Here is a 26,178-nt window from a genome sequence, read left to right as displayed (position 1 = left end):
CTCAGACCTCCCGCCGTGCAGGTTGCGCGCGCACCCAGCGCACGCGGTAGGCGATGAGCGTGTCGCAGGCCAGCAGCGAGAACAGCAGCAGGCCCTGGAACACACCCGTGAGCGACTTGGGCAGCCCCAGGCGCGACTGCGCCAGCTCGCCGCCGATGTAGAACATGCTCATGAGCATGGCCGAGAACACCATGCCCACCGGGTGCAGGCGCCCGACGAAGGCCACGATGATGGCGGCAAAACCATAGCCCGCGGGCACGTAGGGCGTGAGCTGGCCGATGGGGCCCGCCACCTCCAGCGCCCCGGCCAGGCCCGCCGCGCCGCCCGAGATGAGCAGTGCCGTCCACAGCGCGCGGCGCGACGAAAAGCCCGCGTAGCGCGCCGCCGCGGGCGCCAGCCCGCCCACCTGCTGGGCAAAACCCGCACGCGCGCGGAACAGGAACACCCACAGCAGCGCCGCACCGAGCAGGGCCAGGGGCAGGCCGATGTGCACGCGCGAACCCGCCATGAGCCGCGGGATCTGCGTGACGCGCTCGAACATGCGCGTCTGCGGAAAGTTGTAGCCCATGGGGTCCTTCCAGGGGCCGAACACCAGATAGCTCAGGAACAGGCTGGCCACATAGACCAGCATCAGGCTGACCAGGATCTCGTTGGCGTTGAAGCGGTCGCGCAGCAGCGCCGTCAGGCCCGCCCAGGCCATGCCGCCCAGCACGCCGGCCGCGAGCAGCGCGGGCACGATCCAGGCGCCCGTGTCCTTGCTCGCCATCAGCGCCACGCCGCCGGCGGCAATGGCGCCCATGACGAACTGCCCCTCGGCGCCGATGTTCCAGACGTTGGAGCGGAAGCACACGGCCAGCCCCAGCGCGATGAGCAGCAGCGGCGTGGCCTTGACCATGAGCTCGCCCAGGGCGTAGCGCGTGCGCAGCGGCTCCCAGAAGAACACCTGCAGACCGCGCACCGGGTCCTTGCCGAGCACGGCGAACAGCGCCACGCCGATGAGCACGGTGATGCACAGCGCCAGCAGCGGCGAGCCGTAGGACCACCAGCGCGAAGCCTGCGGACGCGGTTCAAGCTTGAGCATGGGCCACCTCGCCTTCCCGCGCCGCACCCTGCGCCAGGTGCGCCTGCACCTGGGCATGCCACAGGCCGCTCATCCACTCGCCGATGCGCTCGACCGTGGCGTCCTGCCGCGCTACCGAGGGCGAAAGCTGGCCCTTGGCCATCACGTAGAGCCGGTCGCTCATGTCAAACAACTCCTCCAGTTCCTCGCTCAGCACGAGCACGGCGCAGCCGGCGTCGCGCAGCTGCAGGATCTCGCTGCGGATCTGCTGCGCCGCGCCCACGTCCACGCCCCAGGTGGGCTGGGCGACGATGAGCAGGCGCGGCCGGGCCGAGATCTCGCGCCCGACGATGAACTTCTGCAGGTTGCCGCCCGAGAGCGACTGCGCCGGCGCATCGGGCCCGCCGGCCTTGACGCCGAAGCGCTCGATGATGCCGCGCGCCTGCGCCTGCAGCACGCGCATGCGGATCCAGCCCAGCGCCCCCACCGCGTCGCTGCGCGTGAGCAGCAGGTTGTGCGCCAGCCCCATGCTGGGCACGGCGCCGCGGCCCAGGCGCTCCTCGGGCACGAAATGCAGGCCCAGGGCGCGCCGCTGGCGCGGGCCGCGGTGGCCCACGTTCTGCCCCGCCACCTGCACCATGGCGGGCTGGGCGCGCGGGTCTTCGCCCGAGAGCGCGCACAGCAACTCCTTCTGCCCGTTGCCCGAGACGCCGGCGATGCCCACGACCTCGCCCGCGCGCACCTCGAACTGCACATCGACCAGATCGACGCCGAACTGGTCGGCGCGCGCCAGGCTCAGGCCCTGCACGCGCAGCACGGCCTCGCCCGGGGGCACGGCGCGGTGCTCCAGCGCCGCCGGTTCGGCACCGATCATGAGGCGCGAGAGCGAGGCGTTGGATTCGGCGCGCGGGTCGCACACGCCCGTCACCTGGCCCGCACGCATCACGGTGCAGGCGCTGCACAGCGCACGGATCTCGTGCAGCTTGTGGCTGATGTAGAGGATGCTGCAGCCCTCGGCGGCGAGCTGGCGCAGCACGACAAAGAGCTTTTCCACCGCCTGCGGCGTGAGCACCGAGGTCGGCTCGTCGAGGATGAGCAGGCGCGGGTTGGCCAGCAGGGCGCGGATGATCTCCACGCGCTGCATCTCGCCCACGCTGAGCGTGTGCACGGGGCGCAGCGGGTCGATGTCCAGGCCGTACTCGGCCGCCTTGGCCGTGATGCGGCGCGTGACCTCGGCCAGGGAGATGCTCTTGTCCAGGCCCAGCCAGACGTTCTCGGCCACGGTGAGGGTGTCGAACAGGCTGAAATGCTGGAACACCATGGCGATGCCCAGCTGCCGCGCCTCCTGGGGGTTGCGGATGCTCACGGCCTGCCCGTCGAACTGCACGCTGCCCTCGTCGGGCCGCGTGGCGCCGTAGATGATCTTCATCAGCGTGGACTTGCCCGCGCCGTTCTCGCCCAGCACGGCGTGGATCTCGCCCGGCTGCACCGTGAGCGAGACGCCGTTGTTCGCCACCACGGCAGGGTAGCGCTTGGTGATGCCCGCCAGCCGCAGGCGCGGCGGGGCCTGGCCGGGGGCAGCGGGGTGTGCGGTGGAATTCATGCGCGCATTGTCTCCCAAAGATGTTTCTATTTATGCACAAATATCGCTGCAGGGCAGGTAAGACCTGCGCCACCAGCTATGGTTTTCGTAGCGCTTGCGCCACACTGCGCACGCAATCGCGCAGCCATGCACCGGCTTCGGACGGGTGCGTGCGCTCGTGCCAGAGCTGGTAGTACACCAGCGGCGGAAACGCCACCGGGCACGGCAGTATGGCCACGGGCAGGCGCGCGGCAAAGCGCTCGCAGTACTGGCGCCCGGTGGTGAGCACCAGCAGGCTTTGCGCCACGATGTCGGGGATGAGCCCGAAATGCGCGCAGCGCGCCGTGATGTTGCGCACCAGGCCCAGGCTGTCGAGGTGGGCGTCGATCACGCCGCGCGCCCCCGGATGCGTGGGCGTGGGCGCGATGTGCTCGGCCGCCAGCCAGTCCTCGGTGCTCCAGCCGCGGCGCACGGCCGGGTGGTCCTGGCGCACCAGGCACACCACCTCGTCGCTGAACAGCCGTCCCTGGTGCAGGTCGCCGGGCGGCTCGGGCCAGTTGCCGATGACCACGTCCGCCTCGCCCTCGGCCAGCAGCGCGTGGTACGGGCTGTCGGGCGAGAGCGGCAGGATGTCGATGGGGCAGCGCGGCGCCTCCTGCTTGATGCGCGCGGCCAGGCGCGGCAGGAACAGCGGGTCGAGGTAGGCGCTGGCGGCCACGCGAAAGCTGCGCGTGGCGCTGCGCGGGTCGAAGCCGCGCGCGTCGGAAAACAGGGACTCGGCCGCCCGCAGGATGGCCGCGGCCGGCGCGACCATGCGCAGTGCCGCGTCGGTGGGCGCCATGCCCGCGCCCGAGCGCACGAGCAGCGGGTCGTCCGCCAGTTGCCGCAGCCGCTTGAGCGCGTGCGAGACCGCCGGCTGGTGCATGCCCAGCCGGATGGCCGCCTTGGAAACGCTGCGCTCGGTCAACACGGTATGCAAGACCCTGATGAGATGGAGGTCTATCTTGTCGAAAAGCGCTGGGTCCCTCATAGCGGTGCGTGCATTCCCGTCATAAGCCAAAACGTATGCCGCGCCCTGCCGCCGCACCCTACCCTTACAGCAGCCTGCCGGGACGACGGCACACCCCGCCGCACACACGGCACACCCTGGGCTTTCGCTGTAACCTCACGCCATGGGCACCCTGCAATTCATCCGACGCGGCCAGACCGTAGCGCTGGCCAATGTACCACCCGACCGCACCCTGCTGCAGGTGCTGCGCGAGGACCTGGGCCACACCGGCACCAAGGAGGGCTGCGGCGAAGGCGACTGCGGCGCCTGCACCGTGGCCGTGGGCGAGGCCGTGGACGGCCGCCTGCAGATCCGCGCCATCAACGCCTGCATCTGCCTGGCGCACTCCATCGCCGGCAAGGCGCTGTGGACCGCCGAGGACCTGGCGCAGGACCCGCTGCTGCGCCCGCAGGACGCCCCCGCCGGCAGCCTGCACCCGGTGCAGCAGGCGCTGGTGCAGCACCACGGCTCGCAGTGCGGCTTTTGCACGCCGGGCTTCGTGATGAGCCTGTTCGCCCTGTACCAGAACGAGGTCTGCCAGGGCCGCGGCGTGGAGCGCGAGCGCGCCGTGCAGGACCTCTCGGGCAACCTGTGCCGCTGCACGGGCTACCGCCCCATCCTGGACGCCGCGCAGCACATGGGCGCGCTGCCGCGCTGGCAGGTGGACGAAGCCGCAGTGCTACAAAAAATGGAGCTGCTGGCGCAATCCAGTCAAGCGCCGGAGCCCGATTTGGCTTATATGGCCCCGGGCACGCTGGCCGAACTGCTGGCGGCGCGCAGTGCGCACCCCCAGGCCCAGCTCGTGGCCGGCTGCACCGACGCGGGCCTGTGGGTGACCAAGCAGCACCGCCAGTTCGCCCAGGTGCTGGACGTGACGCGCGTGGCCGAGCTGTGCCGTATCGAAGAGACCGCGGAGCACACCGCCATCGGCGCCGCCGTGCGCCTGCACGACGCCTTTGCCGCGCTGGTGCGGCGCCGCCCGCAGTTGCAGACCTTCGCCGCGCGCTTTGCCGGCCTGCCCGTGCGCAACGCCGGCACGCTGGGCGGCAACGTGGCCAATGGCTCGCCGATCGGCGACTCCATGCCACTGCTCATCGCGCTGCGCGCCCGCGTGGTGCTGGCGAGCCCGCGCGGCACGCGCGAGCTGCCGCTCGAAGAGCTCTACACCGGCTACCGCCAGAACGTGCTGGCGCCCGACGAGGTGCTGGCGCACATCCTCGTGCCGCACCCGGCGCCCGGGGAGTTCCTGCGCGCCTACAAGGTCTCCAAGCGCCAGGACGACGACATCTCCGCCGTCTGCCTGGTGCTGAACCTGCACCTGGAAGGCGGCCGGGTGCAGGCCGCCTCCATCGGCGCGGGCGGCGTGGCCGCCGTGCCCGCGCGCGCGCGCCAGGCCGAGGCTGCCCTGCAGGGCCAGCCCTGGAGCGCGGCCGCCGCCCGGCGCGCCGCCGAGGCGCTGCAGGCGCAGTTCACCCCGCTGTCGGACATGCGCGCCAGCAGCCAGTACCGCAGCGCCCTGCTCGCCAGCCTGCTGCAGCGCTTCTGGCTGGAGAGCCAGGGCACGGCCAATGCGTCGCTCGCCACCCTGGACCTGGAGGCCCTGGCATGAACCGCGCCCCCAGCACCCTCTCCGGCCTGCGCGCCATGGGTCAGCCGCACGCCCACGAAAGCGCCCAGGCGCAGGTGGCGGGCAGCGCGCACTACGTGGACGACCTGCCCGAGCTCAAGGGCACGCTGCACGCCGCGCCCATCCTCTCGCCCGTGGCGCACGGGCGCCTGGACAGCGTGGACTGCAGCGCCGCCCTGCGCATGCCCGGCGTGCGCGCCGTGGTGCTGGCCGCCGACGTTCCCGGCGACCCGGTGCTGGCCGCATTCGGGCGCGACGAGCCCATCTTCGCCCAGGACGCGGTGCACTACGTGGGCCAGGTCATCGGCCTGGTGGTGGCCGAGACCGCCCTGCAGGCGCGCCGCGCCGCGCGCGCCGTGCAGCCCGGCATCACGCCGCTGCCCGCCATCCTCACCATTGCCCAGGCCCTGGCCGCGCAGAGCCGCGTGCTGCCGCCCGTGACGGTGCGCCGCGGCGCGCCCGAGGCGGCGCTGGCGCGCGCCCCGCACCGCCTGCAGGGCACGCTGGAGGTGGGCGGGCAGGAGCATTTCTACCTGGAGGGCCAGATCGCCTATGCCCTGCCGCTGGAGCAGGGGCAGTGGCACATCCACTCCAGCACCCAGCATCCGGGCGAGGTGCAGCACTGGGTGGCGCACGCCTTGGGGCTGGCCAGCCACGCCGTGCGCGTGGAGTGCCGGCGCATGGGCGGCGGCTTTGGCGGCAAGGAGACGCAGGCCGGCCACCTGGCCGTGTGGGCCGCGCTGGCCGCGCACAAGACCGGCCACCCGGTCAAGCTGCGCCTGGACCGCGACGACGACTTCGTGATCACCGGCAAGCGCCACCCCTTCGCCTACCGCTGGGACGTGGGCTTTGACGACAGCGGCCGCATCCTGGGCCTCAAGCTGCACATGGCGGCCAACTGCGGCTTCTCGGCCGACCTCTCGGGCCCGGTATGCGACCGCGCCGTGTTCCACGCCGACAACGCCTATTACCTGGAGCACGTGGAGATCGAATCGCACCGCTGCCGCACCAACCTGCAGAGCCACACGGCCTTCCGCGGCTTCGGCGGGCCGCAGGGGGTGATCGCCATCGAGACCATCGTCGGCGACATCGCGCGCGCCCTGGGGCGCGACGCGCTGGACGTGCGCCTGGCCAACCTCTACGGCAGCACGGAGCGCAACGTCACGCACTACCAGATGCCGGTGGAGGACAACATCCTGCACGATCTGCTCCCGAAACTGGAGCAGTCAGCGCAGTACCGGCGGCGCCAGCAGGCCATTTCGGCCTGGAATGCGCGCAGCCCCGTGCTCAAGCGCGGTATCGCCATCACGCCGGTGAAGTTCGGCATCAGCTTCACGGCCACGCTGTTCAACCAGGCCGGCGCGCTGGTGCATGTCTACACCGACGGCAGCGTGCAGGTGAACCACGGCGGCACCGAGATGGGCCAGGGCCTGCACACCAAGGTGGCGCAGATCGTGGCCGACGAGCTGGGCGTGCCCTTGGCCCAGGTGCGCGTGACGGCCAGCGACACCAGTAAGGTGCCCAACGCCAGCGCCACGGCGGCCAGCAGCGGCACCGACCTCAACGGCCGCGCCGCGCAGTACGCCGCGCGCCACGTGCGCGACAACCTGGCCGCCTTCGTCTGCGGGCTGGACGGCTGCGGCGCGGGCGCGATCCGCTTCGCGGGCGGGCAGGTGATCTCGCCCAAGACCACGCGCCGCTTCGAGGACGTGGTCGCCGAGGCCTATGCCAACCGCATACAGCTCTGGAGCGACGGCTTCTACCGCACGCCCAAGATCCACTACGACAAGACCACGCTCACGGGCCGGCCGTTCTACTACTTCGCCTATGGCGCGGCCTGCACCGAGGTGGTCATCGACACGCTCACGGGCGAGAACCGCGTGCTGGCCGTGGACATCCTGCACGACGTGGGCCACAGCATCAACCCGGCGATCGACATCGGCCAGATCGAGGGCGGCTTCGTGCAGGGCATGGGCTGGCTCACCACCGAGGAGCTCGTCTGGAATGCGCAGGGCCAGCTCGCCACGCACGCGCCCAGCACCTACAAGATCCCGGCCACGGGCGACATTCCGGCGCATTTCACGGTGCAGCTCTGGCCCGAGGCCAACCGCGAGGACAACGTGGGCGGCAGCAAGGCCGTGGGCGAGCCGCCGTTCATGCTGGCCATCAGCGTCTACGAGGCCCTGCGCAACGCCATCGCCGCAGGCCTGCCGGCAGACCACCCGGGCGTGGAGCTCACGGCCCCGGCCACGGCGGAAAACGTGCTGCGCGCCCTGCGTCCGCTGTGAGTCAGGGCGCCGGGGCGCCCGCGCGCTGCACCGGCCGGCGCCGGACGCAGTTGCGCCCGGCACGCTTGGCGTCATAGCAGGCCATGTCGGCCGCGTGCAGGATGGCGCCGACATCGGCGCCCGCGCTGCCGTCCTCCAGCACCACCAGGCCCAGGCTGGCGCCCAGGGCGAAGCTGCGCCCCTGCACCGTGGGTTCCAGCGCCTGCACGGCGCTGCGCAGGCGCTCGGCCACGGCGGCCGCGTAGGCCTCGGAGCAGTCGGGCAGCAGCACGGCAAACTCGTCGCCGCCCAGGCGCGCCACCCAGCCCGCGCCCTGCATCTGGCGTGCCAGCAGGCGCGCCACGTGGCACAGGATCTGGTCGCCCGCCTCGTGGCCCACGGCGTCGTTGATGACGGTGAAATGGTCCAGGTCCAGGAACAGCAGCGCGGCCGCAGGCGGCGGTGCACCCGGTGCGCGGGCCTGCGGCGGCTGCAGCGCCGCCGGCCAGGTGGCCAGGCGCTGCTCCAGGCCCTGGCGGTTCTCCAGGCCGGTCAGGGCATCGTGCGTGGCGCCCCAGGCAGGGCTGCGCCGCTCCAGGCGCTGGAGCGTCATGTCCTGCAGCAGCCAGAGCATGCCCGCCTCGGGTTCGCCCTCCAGCACCGGCCAGCCCTGGGCCTGCAGCCAGACCGCGCTGCCGTCCTTACGGCGCAGGCTGAGCGCTTCATCGATGCGCACCGGCCCCCTGCAGGGCAGCGGCTCGAGCGCCGCGATGCCGTCCCGCACCTGGGCGGTGTAGAGCAGTTCCACCGGCCGCCCTTCGAGGTCGTGCGGTGCGTAGCCCAGGGTCTGGCACAGGTGCTGGCCCGCGCTGTCGATTTCGCCGCCGCGCGTGACCGCCAGGCCCAGGGGCGCATGCTCCAGGGCCGCACGCCACTGCGCGCGCAGCGTGCGCACCTGGCCCTCCTGCCGCGCATGGCGCGCGAGCAGGCCCTCGAAGGCACCCGCCAGCACGCCCACCTCGCCGCTGCTGCGCTGCCCGGGCACGGGTGGCGCAGCAGCATCCGGCCCGGCCTCGAGCAGGCGCTGCGCCTGCAGGCGCAGACGCGCCAGGGGCTGGGCCAGCCACAACAGCACGGCGGCCAGGCCCAGCGCCAGCCCCGCCAGCGCCACGGCCACCTGCCCCCAGGCGCTGCGCAGGCCGCCCTCCAGGGGCGAGAGCAGGGCGCGGGTGTCGCTCACACGCGCCACCGTCCACTGCACCAGGGGCATGCCGGCCAGGCTGACCATGGCGTCGGGCAGCACCTGCGTCGTGCCGGCACCGGCCGCCAGGCCGTCGCTGGAGGCCGTGGGCCAGCGGGCCAGGGCATCGGCCAGGCCGGGCTCGTCCTGCACCCGGCCGAGCACGCGCTGCGGGTTGGAGTGCGCCAGGATGGTGCCGTCGCGCGCGAACACGAGCAACCGCGTGTCGGGCCGCTGCGGCAGCGCCAGCGAGGCCGACAGCAGCCCGGGCGACTGCAGGCGCAGCATGCCCGCGACCACGCCCAGCAGCGCGCCGTTGTCGCGGTGCAGGGGCATGGTGAGCAGCAGGCGCGCATCGTCCACGCTGCCCCCGGGCAGCACGTCCACCTGCGGCCGGCCACCGGTGAGCGTGCGCTCCAGCGCCACGCGCACCGGCAGCTCGGGCGGCACCGCGCGCTGGAAGCGCCCCTGGCGCTGGTGCACGCGCAGGGCGCCGTCGCTGCGCACCACGAACAGGGCGTCGAAGAACTGCGCCGCCGGCAGGCCCTGCTGCAGTTGCCACTCCAGCGTGGCGGGCAGGTCCAGCATGTCGGGGGTGATGCCGTCAGCCACCGAGCGCAGCATTTTCTGGTTCTGCTCGATCTTGCCCGAGAGCAGCCGGGCAAACATCTCGACTTCGTCGTTCTGCTGGACTTCCAGGCGCTGCAGCGCCTCCTGCACCGCCGCGCGCGCCAGCCACCAGCCCGCCAGTGCCCCCGCCAGGCCCAGGGCGAGCACCGCCGCGAGCACCATGCGCCAGACCAGCGGTCCGGGCAGGGCGCGCTCGGGCCAGGCGTCCGCGGGCCGGGCGCTCGCGTGCGCCAGGTCCGGCGGGCCGGCAGCGGGGAAGGGTGCAATGGGCACGGCGGGCATCGTGGTGGGGCCTGGTATCGGGAAAAATATACGCAGCCCCCACGGTCCGGGCCATGGGTGGAACCCTCACCGCAGGACAGGGACAAACCCTGAGCCCGCGCGGCCCGCCGAGGGGACGCGCGTGTGCAGGTGTATCTGCGGTATCTGCCGGTATCCGGCTCAGCCTGCGGCGAGCAGTTGCAGGGCGCTGGGCTGCGGCAGCTTGAGCACGTTGCCCGAGCCGAGGATCAGGCCGTGCTCGCGCAGGCTGCGCAGCACGCGCGAGAAAGTCTCGGGCGCAATGCCCAGTTGCGCGGCGATGAGCCGCTTGCGCTGGTTGAGGATCACGCTGAGCGTGCCGCTGTCGTCGTGCTGCGCGTGCTGCAGCAGCCACTGGGCACAGCGCGCCTCGGCGTCCTGCACCAGGCGGCTGATGGCCAGCTCGGTCTGCTGGCGGTAGCCCGCGGCCAGGTCATGCAGCAAGGTCTGCACGGGCCGCGGCAGGGACTCGATGCCGCGCAGAAAGGCTTCGAGCGGCTGGCGGCGCAGTTGCACCCGGGTTTCGGCCACCATGTCGACGGCGCTGGGCAGGCCCAGCATGGCGGCCGAGGCGTCGAGCCAGAAGGGACCCTCGGCCACGCCGAGCTGGTGGCGCATCTGGCCTTCCTCGAAGATGCCCAGTTGCACGCGCCCGCTCACCAGGTACAGCGCCGAGCTGAGCTGCTCCTGGCGCACGCGCAGCACCTGGCCCGCGGAGGCGGTTTCGCATTCCGTGCTCAGATCGGGGGCAAGGCTGGGCAACATAGAGCACCGACTTTGCAGCGCAGGCCCGTCCGAGGCATTGACACATATCAAACGGCGCGCGCGCCAGCCTTTCCTGCGCGCGCCGTTTGCGCTGCATCAACACGCCCAGGCCCGCACACGGCACCGGCATCCGGGTATCCCCGGACTGCGCGCCTGTCACGCACCTGTCATGGCCCGGCCTTATGGTTACCCTTGGTTACCCAGCCTTCCAGCGGCGATGCCGCCCCGACCGCCCGACCACGGCCCCCGAAAGCGCCACGCCGAACCCATGAACGATTTGCGCCACCACGTTCTCTCCCTGCTCTCGCCGTCCCTGCACCAGGGCGACGGCCCGCTGGCACAGATCGTCCGCAATGACCAGTGGTACTGTGTCTTCCAGCCGCTGGGCGACCTGCGCTCGGGCGGCATCTTTGCCCACGAGGCCCTGATCCGGGGCCCCACGGGCACGGCGCTGCACCGCCCCGATGCCCTGCTGGACCTGGCGCGCCGCGAGCACGTGCTTACCGACTTCGAGCTCCTGTGCGCCTTCACGGCCCTGCACCAATGGACGCGGACGGACAGCCCGGGGCGCCTGTTCGTGAACATCAGCGCCGACGCGCTGGTGCAGGACGTGAGCCGCGGCGCCAACCTGCTGCTGCAGACGCTGCACGCGCTGAGCCTGCTGCCGCGCATGGTGGTGTTCGAGATCACCGAGCACGAGCGCGTCAGCGACATGGCCGCGCTGCGCAACGCGGGCGACGAGCTGCGTCGCGCCGGTATACGGCTGGCACTGGACGACTTCGGCGATGGCCGCTCCAGCCTGCGGCTCTGGGCCGAGGTGAAACCCGCCTACGTGAAGATCGACAAGTACTTCATCGCCGGCATCGCGGCACAGCCGGAAAACCTGCAGATGCTGCGCGCCATCAAGGAAATCGCCGAGGTGTTCAGTTGCCAATTGGTGGCCGAGGGCATCGAGTCGGCCGAAGACCTGCACGCCGTGCGCGACATGGACATCACCTACGGCCAGGGCTGGCTGCTCGGGCGTCCCGCCGAGCAGCCGCGCGCCAACCTGGAGCCCGCCGCGCTGGAGGTCTTGCACAGCCGGCGCGTGGCCGTGCTGCCGCAGTTGCAGCAGTCCATCCGGCCCGGCATTCTGCGCGGCCTGCAGATGACACGCGCGCCCACCGCAGCGCCCTCGGCCACCAACGACGAGGTGGCCGAGATCTTCATGCAGCACAGCGAGCTGCATGCGCTGTGCCTGGCCCAGGACAGCCGCCCGGTGGCGCTGATCAACCGCCACGACTTCCTCAACCGCTATGCCACGCTGTACTTCCGCGAGGTGTATGGGCGCAAGCCCTGCACCATGCTGGCCAACCACGCGCCGCGCATCGTGGAAATGGACTGCGACATCAACCAGCTCATCGGCATCCTGACTTCGCAGGACCAGCGCTACCTGAGCGACGGCTTCATCGTCACCGACAACGGGCGCTATGTGGGCCTGGGCACCGGCGACCAGTTGGTGCGCGCCGTCACCGAATCGCGCATCGAGGCCGCACGGCACGCCAATCCGCTCACCTTCCTGCCGGGCAATATCCCCATCAGCCTGCACATTGCCCGCCTGCTCGAAAGCGGCTGCCGCTTCGTCGCCTGCTACGCGGACCTGAACCATTTCAAGCCCTTCAACGACCACTACGGCTACTGGCGCGGCGACGAGATGATCCGCCTGGCCGCGCGCCTGATCACCGCGCACTGCGATGCGCAGCGCGACTTCGTGGGCCATGTGGGCGGGGATGATTTCCTCGTGCTGTTCCAGAGCGACGACTGGCAGCGGCGCGCGCGCAATATCGTGGAGGCCTTTGCCGGCGAGGCACGCGCCCTGTATGACGCCACGGCGCGCCAGGCCGGCGGCATCCATGCCGAGGACCGCCATGGCGTGCAGCGCTTTTTCCCGCTGGTCACCCTCTCCTTGGGCCTGGCACCGATCCCGCCGGGCGTGTTCCGCCATGCCGAGGAGGTCGCGAACCTGGCCGCCCGTGCCAAGCACGAGGCCAAACGCACGCCGGGCGGCATTGCGGTGCTTTACGGCGCCGCAGCCGCCGAACCCGCCTGCGCGGGCCCGGCCGCGGCCCCGCCGCAGGCGGCGGCCCTCGCCTGCTAAGCGCGCGCTACTCCCCGGGCGGCAGCGCCCAGCCCCCGCCCAGGGCCTTGTAGAGCAGCACCTGGTTCTGGCGCTGGGCCATGCGCACCTGGGCCAGGGCCTGCTGCGCGGCAAAGAGCGAGCGCTGCGCATCGAGCACGTCGAGGTAGCTGGCCACCCCGGTGCTGTAGCGCAGGTCGGCCAGGCGCAGGCGCTCGGCCTCGGCCACGGCCTGGGCCTGCTGGGCGCGCAGCTGCTCGCCCAGCGTGGCGCGGCCGGCCAGGGCGTCGGCCACCTCGCGGAACGCCGTCTGTATGGCCTTTTCGTACTGCGCCACGGCGATGGCGCGCCCGGCCTGGGCCGACTCCAGGTTGGCCTGGTTGCGCCCGGCGTCAAAAATGGGCAGCAGCGCCTGCGGCGCGAGCGACCAACCCCAGGAGCCGCCCGCGAACAGGCCGGACAGTGCCTTGCTGGCCGTGCCCGCGCTGGCCGTGAGGCTGATGCGCGGGAAGAACGCGGCACGCGCCGCACCGATGTTGGCATTCGCCGCCAGCAGGTTCTGCTCGGCCTGGCGGATGTCGGCGCGGTGGGTGAGCAGGTCCGAGGGCAGGCCCACGGGCAGCTCGGCAAACACGGCGTCCGGCGCACCGCCGGCCGGCAGCAGCCCCGGGGCCGGTGTCTGGCCCAGCAGCAGGGTCAGGGCATTGAGGTCCAGGGCCCGCTGGCGCTCCTGCTGGGCCAGCGCAGCCTGCGCCGCCGCCACCAGCGACTCGGCCTGGCGCACGTCGAGCGCCGAGGCCACGCCATGGGCGTTGCGCATCTGCACCAGCTTGAGCGAAGCCTCGCGCGACTGCAGGGTGCTGCGCGTGAGGGCGAGCATCTCCTCGTCGCTCTGCAGGCCCAGCCAGGCGTTGGCCACCGCGGCGACCAGGCTGGTCTGCACGGCGCGGCGCGCCTCGGCAGTGGCCAGGTACTGGGCCAGCGCCGCCTCCTGCAGCCTGGCGAGGCGGCCGAAGAAGTCGATCTCCCAGGACGCCACCATCAGGCCCGCGGTATAGGCGCTGCCGATGCTGTCGCCCGAGGTGGTCTGGCGGCTGCCCGTGGCGCCCAGGTTCACCGTGGGGGCGCGGTCGGCGCCGCGGATCTGGTACTGCGCGCGCGCCTGCTCTATGGCCAGGGCCGCCACGCGCAGGTCGCGGTTGTGCTCCAGCGCCTGGGCCACCAGCGCGCGCAGGCGCTCGTCCTGCACGAAATCCTGCCAGGGCAGCGCAGCGCCGGGCGGCTGGCCGGCCTCGGGCGCCGCCGCGGCCTGGGCAGGCCATTGCGCCGGCACGGGGGCGGCCGGGCGCTCGTAGGCGGGAATGAAGGAGCAGCCCGCCAGCGTCAGCAGCGCCAGGGCCAGGGCCGTGTGCCGCGCCATGCAGGAGGCGCGCAGGGAGAATGAATCACGCATGAGAGTCCTCCACGCCGATCTGGTGGGCGTGCTGCAGGTCGAAGTCGTGCTGGCGCCGGCTGCCCTTGAAGAAGGAACGCACGAGCACGAAGAACACGGGCACGAAGAACACCGCCAGCATGGTGCCGGTGAGCATGCCGCCGATCACGCCCGTGCCGATGGCGCGCTGGCTGGCCGCGCCTGCCCCCGTGGCCAGGGCCAGCGGCAGCACGCCCAGCATGAAGGCCAGCGAGGTCATGAGGATGGGCCGAAAGCGCAGGTGCGCCGCCGCGAGCGCCGACTCGATCACGCTCTTACCCTGCGCCTGCAGGTCCTTGGCGAACTCGATGATCAGGATGGCGTTCTTGGCCGACAGGCCGATGATGGTCACCAGGCCCACCTGGAAATACACGTCGTTGGCGTAGCCGCGCAAGAGCGTGGCCAGCAGCACGCCCAGCACGCCCAGGGGCACCACCAGGATCACGGCGAAGGGGATGGACCAGCTCTCATAGAGCGCCGCCAGGCACAGGAACACCGCGAGGATGGAGAAGGCGTAGACGATCATGGCCTGCGAGCCCGCGAGCTTTTCCTCGCGCGACTGGCCCGTCCATTCGAAGCCGAAGCCCGGCGGGAGCTGGGCCGCGAGCCGCTCCATCTCGGCCATGGCCGCGCCCGTGCTCTGCCCCGGCGCGGCCGCGCCGCTGATGCGCATGGACGGGTAGCCGTTGTAGCGCACCGTCTGCATCGCCCCCATGACCCAGCGCGTGCTGGCGAAGGCCGACAGCGGGACCAGCCGGCCCTGGCTGTTGGGCACCGTCAGGCGCAGCAGGTCCTCGGGCTGCATGCGCGCGGGCGCGTCGGCCTGGACCACCACGCGCTGCAGGCGCCCGGCGTTGGGGAAGTCGTTGATGTAGCTCGAGCCCAGCGCCGTGGCGATGGTGGCGTTGATGGCGTCGAAGCCCACGCCCAGGGCGCTGGCCTTGTCGCGGTCGATGTCGAGCTGCAGTTGCGGTGCGTCCTCCAGGCCGTCGGGGCGCACCTGCGTCAGCACCTTGCTCTGCATGGCCATGCCGAGCAACTGGTTGCGCGCGGCGAGCAGGGCCTCGTGCCCCAGGCCTGCACGGTCCTGCAGGCGAAAGGCAAAGCCCGAGGCCGCACCCAGCTCGGGGATGGGCGGCGGGTTCAGCGGGAAGATGAAGGCATCGCGGATGCCCGAGAGCGCGCCGAAGGCCCGCCCGGCCACCGCATCGGCGCTGCTGCCGGGGGCCGAGCGCTGGGCCCAGTCGGTGAGCGTGACGAAGGCCAGCGCGGCATTCTGCCCCTGGCCCGAGAAGGAAAAGCCCAGCACGCTGACCAGGCTCTGCACCTCGGGCTGCTTGAGCATGTAGGCCTCGACCTGCTCCATCACGGCGCGCGTGCGCTCCTGCGTGGCGCCCGGGGGCAGTTGCACGTTCACCAGCATGGTGCCCTGGTCCTCGTTGGGCAGGAAGGACGAAGGCAGACGCAGGTAGACCACGGCCGCGGCGGCGATGATGGCCGCGTACAGCACCAGGGTGCGCGGCGCGCGGCGCAGGATGCGCGCCACCAGCCCCTCGTAGCCCTTGGCGGTGCGTGCAAAGCCCCGGTTGAAGGCGCCGAAGAAGCCGCGCTTGGCGTGGTGGTGCCCCGCCTGCACGGGCTTGAGCAGTGTGGCGCACAGCGCGGGCGTGAGCGACAGCGCCAGGAAGGCCGAGAAGGCGATCGAGGCCACCATCACCGCCGCGAACTGGCGGTAGATATTGCCCACCGAACCGGCGAAGAAGGCCAGCGGCACGAACACCGAGATCAGCACCACCGTCACGCCGACGATGGCGCCCGAGATCTGGCCCATGGCCTTGCGCGTGGCCTGCAGCGGCGGCAGGCCTTCCTCGCTCATGATGCGCTCGACGTTCTCCACCACGACGATGGCGTCGTCCACCACGATGCCGATCACCAGCACCATGCCGAACATGGTCAGCACGTTGATGGAAAAGCCCAGCGCCATCAGCGTGGCAAAGGTGCCCAGCAACGCGACCGGCACGACGATGGTGGGGATGATGGTGTAGCGCAGGTTCTGCAGGAACAGGAACATCACCAGGAACACCAGCACCACGGCCTCGACCAGGGTCTCGGCGACCTGGGAGATGGAGATGTCCACGAAGCGCGAGCTGTCGTAGGGGATGGCCCACTTCATGCCCTGCGGGAAGTAGCGTTCGAGCTCCGTCATCTTGGCGCGCACGGCCTTGGCCGCGGCCAGCGCGTTGCCCGTGGGCGAGAGCTGCACGCCCATGCCCACCGAGGGCTTGCCGTTGAGCCGCGCCGAAGTGGCGTAGGCCTGGCCGCCGAGCTCGATGCGCGCCACGTCCTTGAGGCGCACGGTCGAGCCGTCGGGGTTGGCGCGCAGGACGATGCGGCCGAACTGCTCCTCGTCCATGAGCTGGCCGTCGACGACCACGGTCGCCGCGATGCCCTGCCCTGCGACGTTCGGCAGGCTGCCGATCTCGCCGGCCGAGACCTGGGCGTTCTGCGCGCGGATGGCCGCGTTCACATCGGCCGCGCTCAGGTTCAGGCCCTGCAGCCGGGCCGGGTCGATCCAGATGCGCATGGCGCGCTCGGTGCCAAACAATTGCGCCTGGCCGATGCCCGGCAGGCGCTGCAGCTCGGGCACGATGTTGCGCGAGGCGTAGTCGCCCAGGGCCACCGGGTCCCAGGCCGGGTCGTCCGACGAGAGGATGGAGAACAGCAGGAAGTTGCTGCGCGACTTGTCCACGCGCACACCCTGCTGCGTGACCACGGCGGGCAGGCGCGGCGTGGCGCGCGAGAGACGGTTCTGCACGTCCACCTGCGCCAGGTCGGCATTGGTGCCGGGCTGGAAGCTCAGCGTGATGTTGCCCGTGCCGTTGGCCTGGGCCACCGACTCCATGTAGATGAGGCCGGGCGAGCCGTTCATCTCGCGCTCGATGACGGACAGCACGCTGTCCTCCAGCGTCTGCGCCGAGGCGCCGGGGTACACGGCCGACACGATGATGGCCGGTGGCGCCACCGGCGGGTACTGGGCGATGGGCAACTGGGTGATGGACACCGCCCCCAGCACCATGATGAACAAGGCAATCACCCACGCAAAAATGGGCCGGTCGATGAAGAACTTCGCCATGCTGTGCGCTCCTTAGCGGGCGGCGCTGGCCGCGGCTGCGGCCGCCGGGGCGGAGGACGCGGAAGACGCTGGGGCGCCGGCTGCCGGCGCCCGGCCTGCGGCCGGCTGGGCCGGTGCCTGCCAGGGCACGGGCTTGACCACGGGGTTGCCGCGCAGCTTCTGGAAGCCGTCGACGACGACCTGCTCGCCCGCCTGCAGGCCGTCCAGCACGACCCACTGGCCGCCCTGCTGCCCGCCGATCTTCACCGAGCGCGGCGCGGGTTTGCCGTCCGTGCCGATGACCAGCACGGTGTCGCCCTGCGCCGAGCGCGTGACCGCCTGCTGCGGCAGCAGCACGGCGTTGTCCGCCTGGGCCTGCTCCAGGCGCACGCGCACGTACAGGCCAGGCAGCAGGCGACCGTCGGGGTTGGGCACCTGGGCGCGCAGCGTGATCTGGCCCGTGCCCGCGTCCACCGTGAGGTCGGAGAACAGCAGCTTGCCCGCCAGCGGGTATTCGCTGCCGTCCTCGAGCAGCACGCGCACGCTGGCCGCATCGCTGCCGGCGGCGCGCTTGAAACGGCCGGCGTCCATGGCGCGGCGCAGTTGCAGCACCTCGGCTGCGGACTGCGTGAAGTTCACGTACAGCGGATGGATCTGCTGCACCACGGCCAGCGGCGTGGCCTCGCCCTGGCCCACCAGTGCGCCCTCGGTGACCAGCGCGCGGCCGATGCGCCCAGCGATCGGCGCGGTGACGCTGGCGTAGCCCAGGTTGATGCGCGCCGTGGCCACGGCCGCCTTGCCCGCGGCGACCTCGGCCTCGGCCAGCTTCTGGGCGGCCACGGCGTTGGCGTAGTCCTGCTGGCTGACGGCCTGGGCTGCCGCCAGGGGCTGGTAGCGCTCGGCCAGCGCGCTGGCCTGGGCCAGATTCGCCTGGCCCTTGGCCAGCGCCGCCTCGGCGCTTTGCAGGGCCGCCTGGTAGGGCGCGGCGTCGATGCGGAACAGCACCTGCCCGGCCTTGACGTCGCTGCCCTCCTGGAACAGGCGCTGCTGCAGAATGCCCGCGGCACGCGCGCGCACCTGGGCCACGCGCGAGGCCTCCAGGCGGCCGGGCAGCTCGGTCAACAGGCCCACCGCGCCCGGCTGCACCGTGACCACGCCCACCTCGGGCGGGGGCATGCCGCCGCCGGGGGGGCCGGCGGGCGCCTCGGTCTTGCCGCAGGCGGCCAGCAGCAAGGCAGCGCCCAGAGGGACGAGCCAGGCCCGCGCCTGGCGCTGGCGTACAGGGGCATGGGGCGCGCGCACGGGCGCAGAAACGGCCTGGAGAGGGGCAATGCACTGGGGCATGGGAGTCCTTCGGAGGGGCGCCCGGCAGCAAGCGGGCACGAAAGCACACGAGTCTAGTTTTATTCGGCCAAGCGCGTGTGAAGCTGGAAAAAGGAAAACGCGAGTGTACATACATTCGCGAATGTATGTATAGTAAGGGAAATCCCAGGGGAGAATCCGACCATGGCCCGCCGCACCAAAACCGACGCTCAGGCAACCCGCAACGCGCTGCTCGATGCGGCCGAGCGCCTGTTCGACGAAAAAGGGGTGTCGCGCACCTCGCTGCAGGACATCGCCCAGACCGCAGGCGCCACGCGCGGGGCCGTGTACTGGCACTTCAAGGACAAGGCCGACCTGTTCAACGCCATGATGGAGCGCACCACGGCCTCGCTCGATGCGCTGGCGCGCACCCCGGAGGCGCTGGCGCAGCCGGGCATGGGCCCCTATGTGGAGAGCATGGTGCAGGTGCTGCAGCGCATCGCCACGGACGCGGCGCTGTGCCGCGTGCTGCGCATTGCCACCTACCGCATCGAATATGTGGAGGAGCTGGGCGCCGTGCAGGCCCGCCACCTGCAGGTGCACCGCCAGTGGCTGGCGCACAACCGCGCGGCGCTGGAGCGTGCGTTCGCCGCCAGCGCCTGCCCGGCGCAGGTGCCGCCCGAGGTGGCGGCGCTGGGCCTGCAGGTGCTCATCGAGGGCCTGCTGCACAGCTGGCTGCTCGACCCCGGCGCCTTCGACCTGGTGCAGGCCGGGCGCAGCACCATTGCCACCTATCTGCGCGGGCTGGGCATTGCGGCGCCACCACCGCCGGGCTGAGCGGCGGCGCGAAGCGCCGTCACTGCACGGGCGCGCCCGCCTGGTACCAGCGCGCGATGAGGGCGCGCTCGTCCTCGGTCATCTGCGTGGCGTTGTTCATGGGCATGAGCTTTTGCTGCACCACCTGCTGGTAGATGAGCTGCGCGCGCGGGCCGACCTGCGCAGCGCTGTCCAGGCGCACGTTCTTCATCTGCACCTCGGCGCCATGGCATTGCACGCAGCGCTGCTGCAGCACGGCCGCCACGGTTTGATAGTCAAAACCGGCTCCAGCGCCCGCCGATGCTGCGCCAGCAGCTCCTGAAACAGGAGCGGTAGAAGCCTGCACCGGCGCGGGCCGCAGCCAGGCGATGGTGCCCACGAGCACCAGCACGCCGGCCAGCGCGTAGGGCCAGGGGTGGGCATTGCGGCCCAGCTTGTAGCCATGGCGCATGACGAAGAACTGCCGGATGGCCGCGCCGGCGAACATCATGAGAATGAGCACCAGCCAGTTCTGCGGGTGGCTCCAGGTGAAGCTGTAGTGCCCGCTGAGCATGGCGAACAGCACCGGCAGCGTGAAGTAGGTGTTGTGCACGCTGCGCTGCTTGCCGCGCTTGCCGTGGATGGGGTCCACGGGCTGGCCGGCCTTGATCTGCGCGACCACGGTGCGCTGGCCCGGGATGATCCAGAAGAACACATTGGCGCTCATGGCCGTGGCCATCATGGCGCCCACGAGCAGAAAGGCCGCGCGCCCGGCAAACCAGTGGCAGGCCAGCCACGAGGCCAGGCACACCAGCACGAAGACCAGCGCGCCGACGATGGCGTCACCGTTCTTGCGCTGGCCGAAGACGCGGCAGACGGCGTCGTACAGCAGCCAGAACACCACCAGGAAGCCCAGCGCCGCCGCAATGGCGATGGCCGGGGCCCAGTCCATCTTGGACTTGTCGATCAGGTAGGTGCTGGCGCTCCAGAGGTAGGACACGGTGAACAGCGAAAAGCCGCTGAGCCAGGTGCTGTAGCTCTCCCAGTAGAACCAGTGCAGGTGTCCCGGCAGCTTGGGCGGCGAGACGTTGAACTTGACCGGGTGGTAGAAGCCCCCGCCGTGCACGGCCCAGAGCTCGCCGTTCACACCCTGGCGTTTCAGGTCCTCGTCCTCGGGCGGGGTGAGGCTGCTGTCGAGGAAGACGAAGTAAAAGGAGGATCCGATCCAGGCGATCGCCGTGATGACGTGCAGCCAGCGCAGCAGCAGGTTGGACCAGTCGAGAAGGTAGCTTTCCATGATTTTTCAACCCTGGGGACACAGCAGGACATTGGCTGCTCACCACTGCGGGCGCTCTGAGCAGGACAAGGGCCGCGCTTGTGGGGCATTGCATGCCTGTGCGCCGCTGCGACCGGAGGGTAAAGTGTATACAGTTTTTGTGCGCCAATCCAGCAGGCAATGCCACCGCGCCCTGCGGGATTACCCCGGGTGCGGCAGCGCGCGCGTCTGCAGCAGCTGGGCCGCCACGCCCACGGCGATGACCTCGGGCTCCTTGCCCGCGATGCCGGGCACGCCGATGGGGCAGGTCACCTGCTCCAGTTCGTGCGGCGCAAAGCCGCGCTCCTGCAGGCGGCGGCGGAAGGTGGCCCACTTGGTGCGGCTGCCTATCATGCCGATGTAGGGCAGGTCGCCCTGCGCGCGCTGGCGCAGCAGGCAGGCGGCGAGCACGTCCAGGTCCTCGGCGTGGCTGAAGCTCATGATGAGCACGCGCGACTGCGCTGCCAGGCCGGGCACGGCGCCCTGCACGGGGTCGGAATGCTCGCAGGTGACCTGGGGCGCCACGTCGGCGGGAAAGACCCCGTCGCGGCTGTCGATCCAGGTGAGCGCGCAGGGCAGCGGCGCGAGCACGCGCGCCAGCGCCTGCCCCACATGGCCGCCGCCGAACAGGGCCACGGGCATGCGCGGCGGCGCCAGCTCCTGGGCAAGGCGCGGCGCATCCTGCGCGCCCACCAGCTCGAAGCGCAGCCACATCACCCCGCCGCAGCACTGGCCCAGGCTGGGGCCCAGCGCCTGGCGCAGCACCGGCGCACCGTCCGCGCCGGCGAGCCGGCGCCGCGCCTCGGCCAGGGCCTGCCACTCCACATGGCCGCCGCCCAGGGTACCCAGGGCGCCGTCGGCAAACACCGCCATCCAGGCGCCGGCGTCGCGCGGCGCCGAGCCCTGGGTGCGCTCCACGCGCACCAGGCAGGCAGGCGCCGCCTGCAGCGCGGCGCACAATTGGTGCAACAATGTCATGTCCACCTCCCGGAGCATTGTGTCCTTCCACCTGCCCACGCGCCATGGAACCTTTGCCGCCCTCCCGCCCAACCCGCAGCCGCTGGGGCCTTGCAGGCCTGATGGCCACGGCCGTGGCCGCCCTGGTCGCCGCCTGCAGGACCGCCCCCGTGGGCAGCCCCGCCCCGCCCGACAGCCAGGACCCGGCCGGCGCGCCCAGCAGCCAGAGCCCGGGCCGCAGCGCCGCGCCCGGCGCGTCGGCCGCGCGCTCGCCGCTGGACTACCGCAAGGACGCCGCGCGCCATGTGTACGCGCACAATGCCACGCGCATCTTCCTGGGCAAGCTGCCGCCCATGCTGTACGCCATCGGCGTGCTGGAGGTGGACATCGACCGGCGCGGCCAGGTCACGCGCCTGCGCTGGCTGCGTGCGCCGCGCCACGCCCCCGAGGTCACGGCCGAGATCGAGCGCACGGTGCGCGCTGCCGCGCCCTACCCCGCCCCGGCGCGCATGGGCCGCGTCACCTGGACGGACACCTGGCTGTGGGACCGCAGCGGGCGCTTCCAGCTCGACACGCTGACCGAAGGCCAGTTGTAGGCCCGTTCCCGGCAGCGGCGCCGCCGCGCGCATCACGAGCCCCGGTAGGTGGAATAGCTCCAGGGGCTGACCAGCAGGGGCACGTGGTAGTGCTGGTCGGCGTGCGCAATGCCGAAGTCCAGATTCACCTGGTCCAGGAAGTTGGGCTCGGGCAGCACCACGCCGCGCGCGCGGAAGTACCCGGCCACGTCGAAACGCAGCCGGTACGTGCCCGGGCGCAGGCTGGCGTTGTCGAACAGCGGCGCATCGGTGCGGCCGTCGTGGTTCAGCACCAGGCGCTTGATCAGGGTCGCGCTCTCCCCCGCGGTGGCGTAGAGCGCCACTTCCATGCCCGCGGCGGGGCAGCCGTGCATCGTGTCCAGAACGTGGGTACTCAGGCCCATGGGTGCATCTCCGCAAAAAAGGCGGGCGGCCGCCGCGGCCAGCCCTGTGGACCGAAAGTGTATACACTTTTCCCGATTCGATCTATCATGCGCGCATGGAAACCTCCTCCACCAGCAGCATCGTTGCGGCGCTCACGCGCGCCATCGTCGAGCACCGGCTGCAGCCCGGCACCAAGCTGGCCGAGCAAAAGCTGGCCGACCATTTCGGCGTCTCGCGCACCCTGGTGCGCCAGGCGCTGTTCCAGCTCGCGCAGAACCGCCTGATCCGGCTTGAGCCCGCGCGCGGTGCCTTCGTGGCCGCGCCCTCGGAGGACGAGGCGCGCCAGGTGTTCGCCGTGCGCCGCATGCTCGAGGCCGAGATGACGCGCGCCTTCGTGCGCATGGTCACGCCGGCGCGCATCCGCGCCCTGCGCGAGCATGTCGCCCTGGAAAAGGCCGCCGTGAGCCAGGCCGCCACGGACCAGGGCGCCGTGCCCGGGCGCACCTCGCTGCTGGGGGACTTTCACGTGCGCATGGCCGAGCTCATGGGCAACCAGGTGCTGGCCGACATGCTGGGCGAGCTGATCTCGCGCTCGGCCCTCATCACGCTCATGTACCAGAGCGCGCGCTCGGCCGCGCACTCGCACGACGAGCACGCCGCCATCGTCAAGGCGCTGGCCGCGCGCGACGAGGCTCAGGCCGTGCAGCTCATGCACGAGCACCTGCTGCACGTGGAGGAAAACCTCATGTTCGACCGTCAGCGCCCGGTCAACGACCTGTCGCTGGCCCTGATGTCCTGAAAGCCCTGCCATGCCCTCCACACCCTGCTACGACGCCACCGCTGCTTACCCCCGCGACCTCATCGGCTACGGCCGCACGCCCCCGCACGCCCGCTGGCCGGGCGGCGCGCGCGTGGCCGTGCAGTTCGTGCTCAATTACGAAGAGGGCGGCGAAAACTGCGTGCTGCACGGCAATGCCGCGAGCGAGCAGTTCCTGTCGGAAATGTTCAACCCCGCCGCCTACCCCGAGCGCCACATGAGCATGGAGGGCATTTACGAATACGGCTCGCGCGCCGGCGTCTGGCGCCTGCTGCGCGAGTTTGAAAAGCGCGGCCTGCCGCTGACCGTGTTCGGCGTGGCCACGGCCCTGCAACGCCACCGCGAGGTGGCCCAGGCCTTCGCCGCGCTGGGCCACGAGGTGGCCTGCCACGGCCTGCAATGGATCCACTACCAGGGCGTGCCCGAGGAGGTGGAGCGCGCCCACATGGCGCAGTGCATGGAGATCTTCGGCGAGCTCTACGGCCACGGCGGCGACCACGGCCTGGGCTGGTACACCGGGCGCGACAGCCCCAACACCCACCGCCTGGTGGCCGACGATGGCCGCTTCGTCTACGACAGCGACTACTACGGCGACGACCTGCCCTTCTGGATGAAGGTGGCCAGGAGCGACGGCAGCGCGCACCACCAGCTCATCGTGCCCTACACCCTGGACGTGAACGACATGCGCTTTGCCCTGCCCCAGGGCTACTCGCACGCCGACCCGTTCTTCCAGTACATGAAGGACACGTTCGACACCCTCTACGCCGAGGGCGACCCCGCGGGCGACAACGCGCCCAAGATGATGAGCATCGGCATGCACTGCCGCCTGCTGGGGCGGCCCGGGCGCATCACGGCGCTGCAGCGCTTTCTGGACCACATCCAGGCGCACCACAAGGTCTGGATCTGCCGCCGCATCGACATCGCGCGCCACTGGGCGCAGCAGTACCCGGCGCCGCAGCCGAACGGCCAGAACTAAAGGCAAAAAACGCCTCCAGCCCTTTCTGGACAAGCGCCAGCTGCTCACCTTTTAAGAGTGAAACTCATGCCCATCACCTTGCAGGAACTCAACGCCGCCACGCCCGAGGCGGCCGCGCAGATGCTCGACGGCCTGTACGAGCACACGCCCTGGATCGCGCAGCAGGCGCTGCAGCAGCGGCCCTTTGCCTCGCTGGCGGCGCTCAAGTACGCCCTGGTGCAGGTGCTGGCCGCCGCCAGCCGCGACCAGCAACTGGCCCTGGTACGCGCCCACCCCGAGCTGGCGGGCAAGGCCATGGTGGCGCAGACGCTCACGGCCGAATCGACGAACGAGCAGGGCAAGGCCGGGCTCACGCAGTGCACGCCCGAGGAGTTCGCGCGCATCCAGCAGCTCAACGCCGACTACAACGCGCGCTTTGGCTTCCCGTTCATCCTCGCCGTGCGCGGGCCGCGCGGCACGGGCCTGGCCAAGCAGGAGATCATCGACACCTTTGCGCGCCGCCTGGACAACCCGCCCGACTTCGAGCTCGCCGAGGCGCTGCGCAACATCCACCGCATCGCCGAGATCCGCCTGAACGACAAGTTCGGCGCCGAGCCCGCGCTGGGCAATGACGTGTGGGACTGGCACGAGCGCCTGGCCCAGCACAGCGACCCGGGCTACGCGGAGCGCGGCCAGCTCACCGTCACCTACCTCACCGACGCGCACCGCGCCTGCGCTCAAGCGCTCAGCCGCTGGATGCGCGACTGCGGCTTTGACGAGGTGGAGATCGACGCCGTGGGCAACGTGGTGGGCCGCTACCACCCCGCCGCCCCCGGACAGAAATACCTGCTGACCGGCAGCCACTACGACACCGTGCGCAACGGCGGCAAGTACGACGGGCGCCTGGGCATCTTCGTGCCCATGGCCAGCGTGCGCGAGTTGCACCGCGCAGGCCGGCGCCTGCCGTTCGGCATCGAGGTCGTGGCCTTTGCCGAGGAAGAAGGCCAGCGCTACAAGGCCACCTTCCTGGGTTCGGGCGCGCTGATCGGCGACTTCAACCCCGCCTGGCTGGAGCAGCAGGACGCCGACGGCATCACCCTGCGCCAGGCCATGCAGCACGCCGGCCTGTGCGTGGACGACATCCCCGCGCTGCGCCGCGACCCGGCGCGCTACCTGGGCTTCGTCGAAGTGCACATCGAACAGGGGCCGGTGCTCTGCGAACTGGACATGCCCCTGGGCGTGGTCACCTCCATCAACGGCAGCGTGCGCTACGTGGGCGAGGTCATCGGCATGGCCAGCCACGCGGGCACCACGCCCATGGACCGGCGCCGCGACGCCGCCGCCGCCGTGGCCGAGCTGCTGCTCTACGTGGAGCGCCGCGCCGCGCAGGACGGCGACTCGGTGGGCACCGTGGGCCTGCTGGAAGTGCCCGGCGGCTCCATCAACGTGGTGCCGGGACGCTGCCGCTTCAGCCTGGACCTGCGCGCGCCCGGCAACGCCCAGCGCGACCGCCTGGCCGAGGACGTGCTGGCCGAGCTGCAGTCCATTTGCGCGCGGCGCCACGTGCACTACCGGCTCGAAGAAACCATGCGCGCCGCCGCCGCCCCCAGCGCCCCGGCCTGGCAGCAGCGCTGGGAGCGCGCCGTCGCCGCCCTGGGCCTGCCCGTGCACCGCATGCCCAGCGGCGCCGGCCACGACGCCATGAAGCTGCACGAAGTCATGCCCCAGGCCATGCTGTTCGTGCGCGGGCAGAACAGCGGCATCAGCCACAACCCGCTCGAATCGACCACCGCCGACGACATGCAGCTCGCCGTCGACGCCTTCACCCATGTCCTGAACCAACTCGCCCACGAAGCCTGA

Annotated in this window: 19 protein-coding genes; 8 read left to right on the top strand and 11 right to left on the bottom strand. The window is 71.3% G+C overall.

Annotated elements, in window-relative coordinates; translation table 11 throughout:
* Position 1 precedes the first annotated feature (1 nt).
* The 3 genes from CGR01S_RS10265 to CGR01S_RS10255 all read right to left on the bottom strand — a co-directional run bounded on the left by CGR01S_RS10265 (position 2) and on the right by CGR01S_RS10255 (position 3,672).
* Positions 2 to 1,081, bottom strand: a complete 1,080-nt coding sequence (locus CGR01S_RS10265) for an ABC transporter permease (protein WP_042426225.1) — start codon at positions 1,079 to 1,081, stop codon at positions 2 to 4.
* Entirely contained in the window at positions 1,068 to 2,663 is a 1,596-nt protein-coding gene (locus tag CGR01S_RS10260) for an ABC transporter ATP-binding protein (protein ID WP_042426222.1), read from the bottom strand. Before CGR01S_RS10260 ends, CGR01S_RS10265 begins: the two co-directional genes overlap by 14 nt.
* A gap of 76 nt (positions 2,664 to 2,739) precedes the next feature.
* A complete protein-coding gene (locus CGR01S_RS10255; RefSeq protein WP_084690631.1) occupies positions 2,740 to 3,672 on the bottom strand; it encodes a LysR family transcriptional regulator in 933 nt (310 codons plus the stop codon).
* A gap of 142 nt (positions 3,673 to 3,814) precedes the next feature.
* Between CGR01S_RS10255 and xdhA the strand changes: the two genes are divergently transcribed.
* Positions 3,815 to 5,299 carry a xanthine dehydrogenase small subunit gene (gene xdhA, locus CGR01S_RS10250; RefSeq protein ID WP_042426219.1) on the top strand — a complete coding sequence of 495 codons (1,485 nt, stop codon included), beginning with the start codon at positions 3,815 to 3,817 and terminating at the stop codon, positions 5,297 to 5,299.
* Positions 5,296 to 7,605 carry a xanthine dehydrogenase molybdopterin binding subunit gene (xdhB, locus tag CGR01S_RS10245; protein ID WP_042426215.1) on the top strand — a complete coding sequence of 770 codons (2,310 nt, stop codon included), beginning with the start codon at positions 5,296 to 5,298 and terminating at the stop codon, positions 7,603 to 7,605. The genes xdhA and xdhB overlap by 4 nt, the downstream gene beginning before the upstream one ends.
* Position 7,606: 1 nt before the next feature.
* Here the strand turns inward: xdhB and CGR01S_RS10240 are convergent, their stop codons facing one another.
* Both CGR01S_RS10240 and CGR01S_RS10235 read right to left on the bottom strand, forming a co-directional pair.
* Positions 7,607 to 9,727 (bottom strand): sensor domain-containing diguanylate cyclase, encoded by a 2,121-nt coding sequence (locus CGR01S_RS10240; protein ID WP_245616786.1) that lies wholly within the window; start codon positions 9,725 to 9,727, stop codon positions 7,607 to 7,609.
* A gap of 168 nt (positions 9,728 to 9,895) precedes the next feature.
* Positions 9,896 to 10,519 carry a Crp/Fnr family transcriptional regulator gene (locus CGR01S_RS10235; RefSeq protein ID WP_042426207.1) on the bottom strand — a complete coding sequence of 208 codons (624 nt, stop codon included), beginning with the start codon at positions 10,517 to 10,519 and terminating at the stop codon, positions 9,896 to 9,898.
* 268 nt (positions 10,520 to 10,787) lie between these two features.
* Here CGR01S_RS10235 and CGR01S_RS10230 point away from each other — a divergent pair, with 268 nt between their 5' ends.
* Positions 10,788 to 12,656 (top strand): GGDEF domain-containing protein, encoded by a 1,869-nt coding sequence (locus CGR01S_RS10230; protein ID WP_042426204.1) that lies wholly within the window; start codon positions 10,788 to 10,790, stop codon positions 12,654 to 12,656.
* 7 nt (positions 12,657 to 12,663) lie between these two features.
* Here CGR01S_RS10230 and CGR01S_RS10225 read toward each other — a convergent pair whose 3' ends face one another.
* The 3 genes from CGR01S_RS10225 to CGR01S_RS10215 are packed head-to-tail and all read right to left on the bottom strand — an operon-like array spanning position 12,664 to position 18,562.
* The gene (locus CGR01S_RS10225) at positions 12,664 to 14,088 is read right to left on the bottom strand and encodes an efflux transporter outer membrane subunit (protein ID WP_042426201.1); all 1,425 of its coding nucleotides are present in this window, start codon (positions 14,086 to 14,088) and stop codon (positions 12,664 to 12,666) included.
* Positions 14,081 to 17,239 (bottom strand): efflux RND transporter permease subunit, encoded by a 3,159-nt coding sequence (locus tag CGR01S_RS10220; RefSeq protein ID WP_042426198.1) that lies wholly within the window; start codon positions 17,237 to 17,239, stop codon positions 14,081 to 14,083. The genes CGR01S_RS10225 and CGR01S_RS10220 overlap by 8 nt, the downstream gene beginning before the upstream one ends.
* Before the next feature lie 12 nt (positions 17,240 to 17,251).
* Positions 17,252 to 18,562, bottom strand: coding sequence for an efflux RND transporter periplasmic adaptor subunit (locus tag CGR01S_RS10215; RefSeq protein WP_042426195.1), 1,311 nt, complete (start codon positions 18,560 to 18,562; stop codon positions 17,252 to 17,254).
* A gap of 162 nt (positions 18,563 to 18,724) precedes the next feature.
* Between CGR01S_RS10215 and CGR01S_RS10210 the strand changes: the two genes are divergently transcribed.
* Complete coding sequence (locus CGR01S_RS10210) at positions 18,725 to 19,357, top strand: TetR family transcriptional regulator (RefSeq protein ID WP_042426192.1); 633 nt, start codon at positions 18,725 to 18,727, stop codon at positions 19,355 to 19,357.
* 19 nt (positions 19,358 to 19,376) lie between these two features.
* Here CGR01S_RS10210 and CGR01S_RS10205 read toward each other — a convergent pair whose 3' ends face one another.
* Positions 19,377 to 20,612, bottom strand: coding sequence for a urate hydroxylase PuuD (locus CGR01S_RS10205; RefSeq protein WP_042426189.1), 1,236 nt, complete (start codon positions 20,610 to 20,612; stop codon positions 19,377 to 19,379).
* 180 nt (positions 20,613 to 20,792) lie between these two features.
* On the bottom strand, positions 20,793 to 21,608 hold the full coding sequence (xdhC, locus tag CGR01S_RS10200) for a xanthine dehydrogenase accessory protein XdhC (protein WP_042426185.1): 816 nt from the start codon (positions 21,606 to 21,608) through the stop codon (positions 20,793 to 20,795).
* 44 nt (positions 21,609 to 21,652) lie between these two features.
* Here xdhC and CGR01S_RS10195 point away from each other — a divergent pair, with 44 nt between their 5' ends.
* Entirely contained in the window at positions 21,653 to 22,183 is a 531-nt protein-coding gene (locus CGR01S_RS10195; protein WP_042426182.1) for a hypothetical protein, read from the top strand.
* 32 nt (positions 22,184 to 22,215) lie between these two features.
* Here CGR01S_RS10195 and uraH read toward each other — a convergent pair whose 3' ends face one another.
* Entirely contained in the window at positions 22,216 to 22,566 is a 351-nt protein-coding gene (gene uraH / locus CGR01S_RS10190) for a hydroxyisourate hydrolase (protein WP_042426179.1), read from the bottom strand.
* Between the two features lie 95 nt (positions 22,567 to 22,661).
* On the opposite strand from uraH, the gene CGR01S_RS10185 reads away from it, so the two are divergent.
* The 3 genes from CGR01S_RS10185 (at position 22,662) to uraD (ending at position 26,178) form a co-directional block, all read left to right on the top strand.
* Positions 22,662 to 23,345: a GntR family transcriptional regulator gene (locus CGR01S_RS10185; RefSeq protein WP_042426177.1), complete on the top strand. Its 684-nt coding sequence runs from the start codon at positions 22,662 to 22,664 to the stop codon at positions 23,343 to 23,345.
* Between the two features lie 10 nt (positions 23,346 to 23,355).
* Positions 23,356 to 24,339, top strand: coding sequence for an allantoinase PuuE (gene puuE, locus CGR01S_RS10180; RefSeq protein ID WP_042426174.1), 984 nt, complete (start codon positions 23,356 to 23,358; stop codon positions 24,337 to 24,339).
* Positions 24,340 to 24,405: 66 nt separating this feature from the next.
* A complete protein-coding gene (uraD, locus tag CGR01S_RS10175; RefSeq protein ID WP_042426171.1) occupies positions 24,406 to 26,178 on the top strand; it encodes a 2-oxo-4-hydroxy-4-carboxy-5-ureidoimidazoline decarboxylase in 1,773 nt (590 codons plus the stop codon).

The organism is Comamonas granuli NBRC 101663 (assembly GCF_000739995.1).
Classification (GTDB): domain Bacteria; phylum Pseudomonadota; class Gammaproteobacteria; order Burkholderiales; family Burkholderiaceae_C; genus Simplicispira; species Simplicispira granuli.
The sequence above is the reverse complement of the archived record's forward strand: the minus strand, read 5'-3'. Positions and strand labels throughout refer to the sequence as shown.

Bases quoted from the DNA above. Each gene is read 5' to 3' on its own strand.
- CGR01S_RS10255 (WP_084690631.1), bottom strand. From the start codon at position 3,672: ATGAGGGACCCAGCGCTTTTCGACAAGATAGACCTCCATCTCATCAGG.
- CGR01S_RS10230 (WP_042426204.1), top strand. From the start codon at position 10,788: ATGAACGATTTGCGCCACCACGTTCTCTCCCTGCTCTCGCCGTCCCTG.
- CGR01S_RS10215 (WP_042426195.1), bottom strand. From the start codon at position 18,562: ATGCCCCAGTGCATTGCCCCTCTCCAGGCCGTTTCTGCGCCCGTGCGC.
- CGR01S_RS10185 (WP_042426177.1), top strand. From the start codon at position 22,662: ATGGAAACCTCCTCCACCAGCAGCATCGTTGCGGCGCTCACGCGCGCC.
- xdhC (WP_042426185.1), bottom strand. From the start codon at position 21,608: ATGACATTGTTGCACCAATTGTGCGCCGCGCTGCAGGCGGCGCCTGCC.
- puuE (WP_042426174.1), top strand. From the start codon at position 23,356: ATGCCCTCCACACCCTGCTACGACGCCACCGCTGCTTACCCCCGCGAC.
- CGR01S_RS10265 (WP_042426225.1), bottom strand. From the start codon at position 1,081: ATGCTCAAGCTTGAACCGCGTCCGCAGGCTTCGCGCTGGTGGTCCTAC.
- xdhA (WP_042426219.1), top strand. From the start codon at position 3,815: ATGGGCACCCTGCAATTCATCCGACGCGGCCAGACCGTAGCGCTGGCC.
- CGR01S_RS10235 (WP_042426207.1), bottom strand. From the start codon at position 10,519: ATGTTGCCCAGCCTTGCCCCCGATCTGAGCACGGAATGCGAAACCGCC.
- CGR01S_RS10205 (WP_042426189.1), bottom strand. From the start codon at position 20,612: ATGGAAAGCTACCTTCTCGACTGGTCCAACCTGCTGCTGCGCTGGCTG.
- CGR01S_RS10220 (WP_042426198.1), bottom strand. From the start codon at position 17,239: ATGGCGAAGTTCTTCATCGACCGGCCCATTTTTGCGTGGGTGATTGCC.
- xdhB (WP_042426215.1), top strand. From the start codon at position 5,296: ATGAACCGCGCCCCCAGCACCCTCTCCGGCCTGCGCGCCATGGGTCAG.
- uraD (WP_042426171.1), top strand. From the start codon at position 24,406: ATGCCCATCACCTTGCAGGAACTCAACGCCGCCACGCCCGAGGCGGCC.
- CGR01S_RS10210 (WP_042426192.1), top strand. From the start codon at position 18,725: ATGGCCCGCCGCACCAAAACCGACGCTCAGGCAACCCGCAACGCGCTG.
- CGR01S_RS10260 (WP_042426222.1), bottom strand. From the start codon at position 2,663: ATGAATTCCACCGCACACCCCGCTGCCCCCGGCCAGGCCCCGCCGCGC.
- CGR01S_RS10225 (WP_042426201.1), bottom strand. From the start codon at position 14,088: ATGCGTGATTCATTCTCCCTGCGCGCCTCCTGCATGGCGCGGCACACG.
- CGR01S_RS10195 (WP_042426182.1), top strand. From the start codon at position 21,653: ATGGAACCTTTGCCGCCCTCCCGCCCAACCCGCAGCCGCTGGGGCCTT.
- uraH (WP_042426179.1), bottom strand. From the start codon at position 22,566: ATGGGCCTGAGTACCCACGTTCTGGACACGATGCACGGCTGCCCCGCC.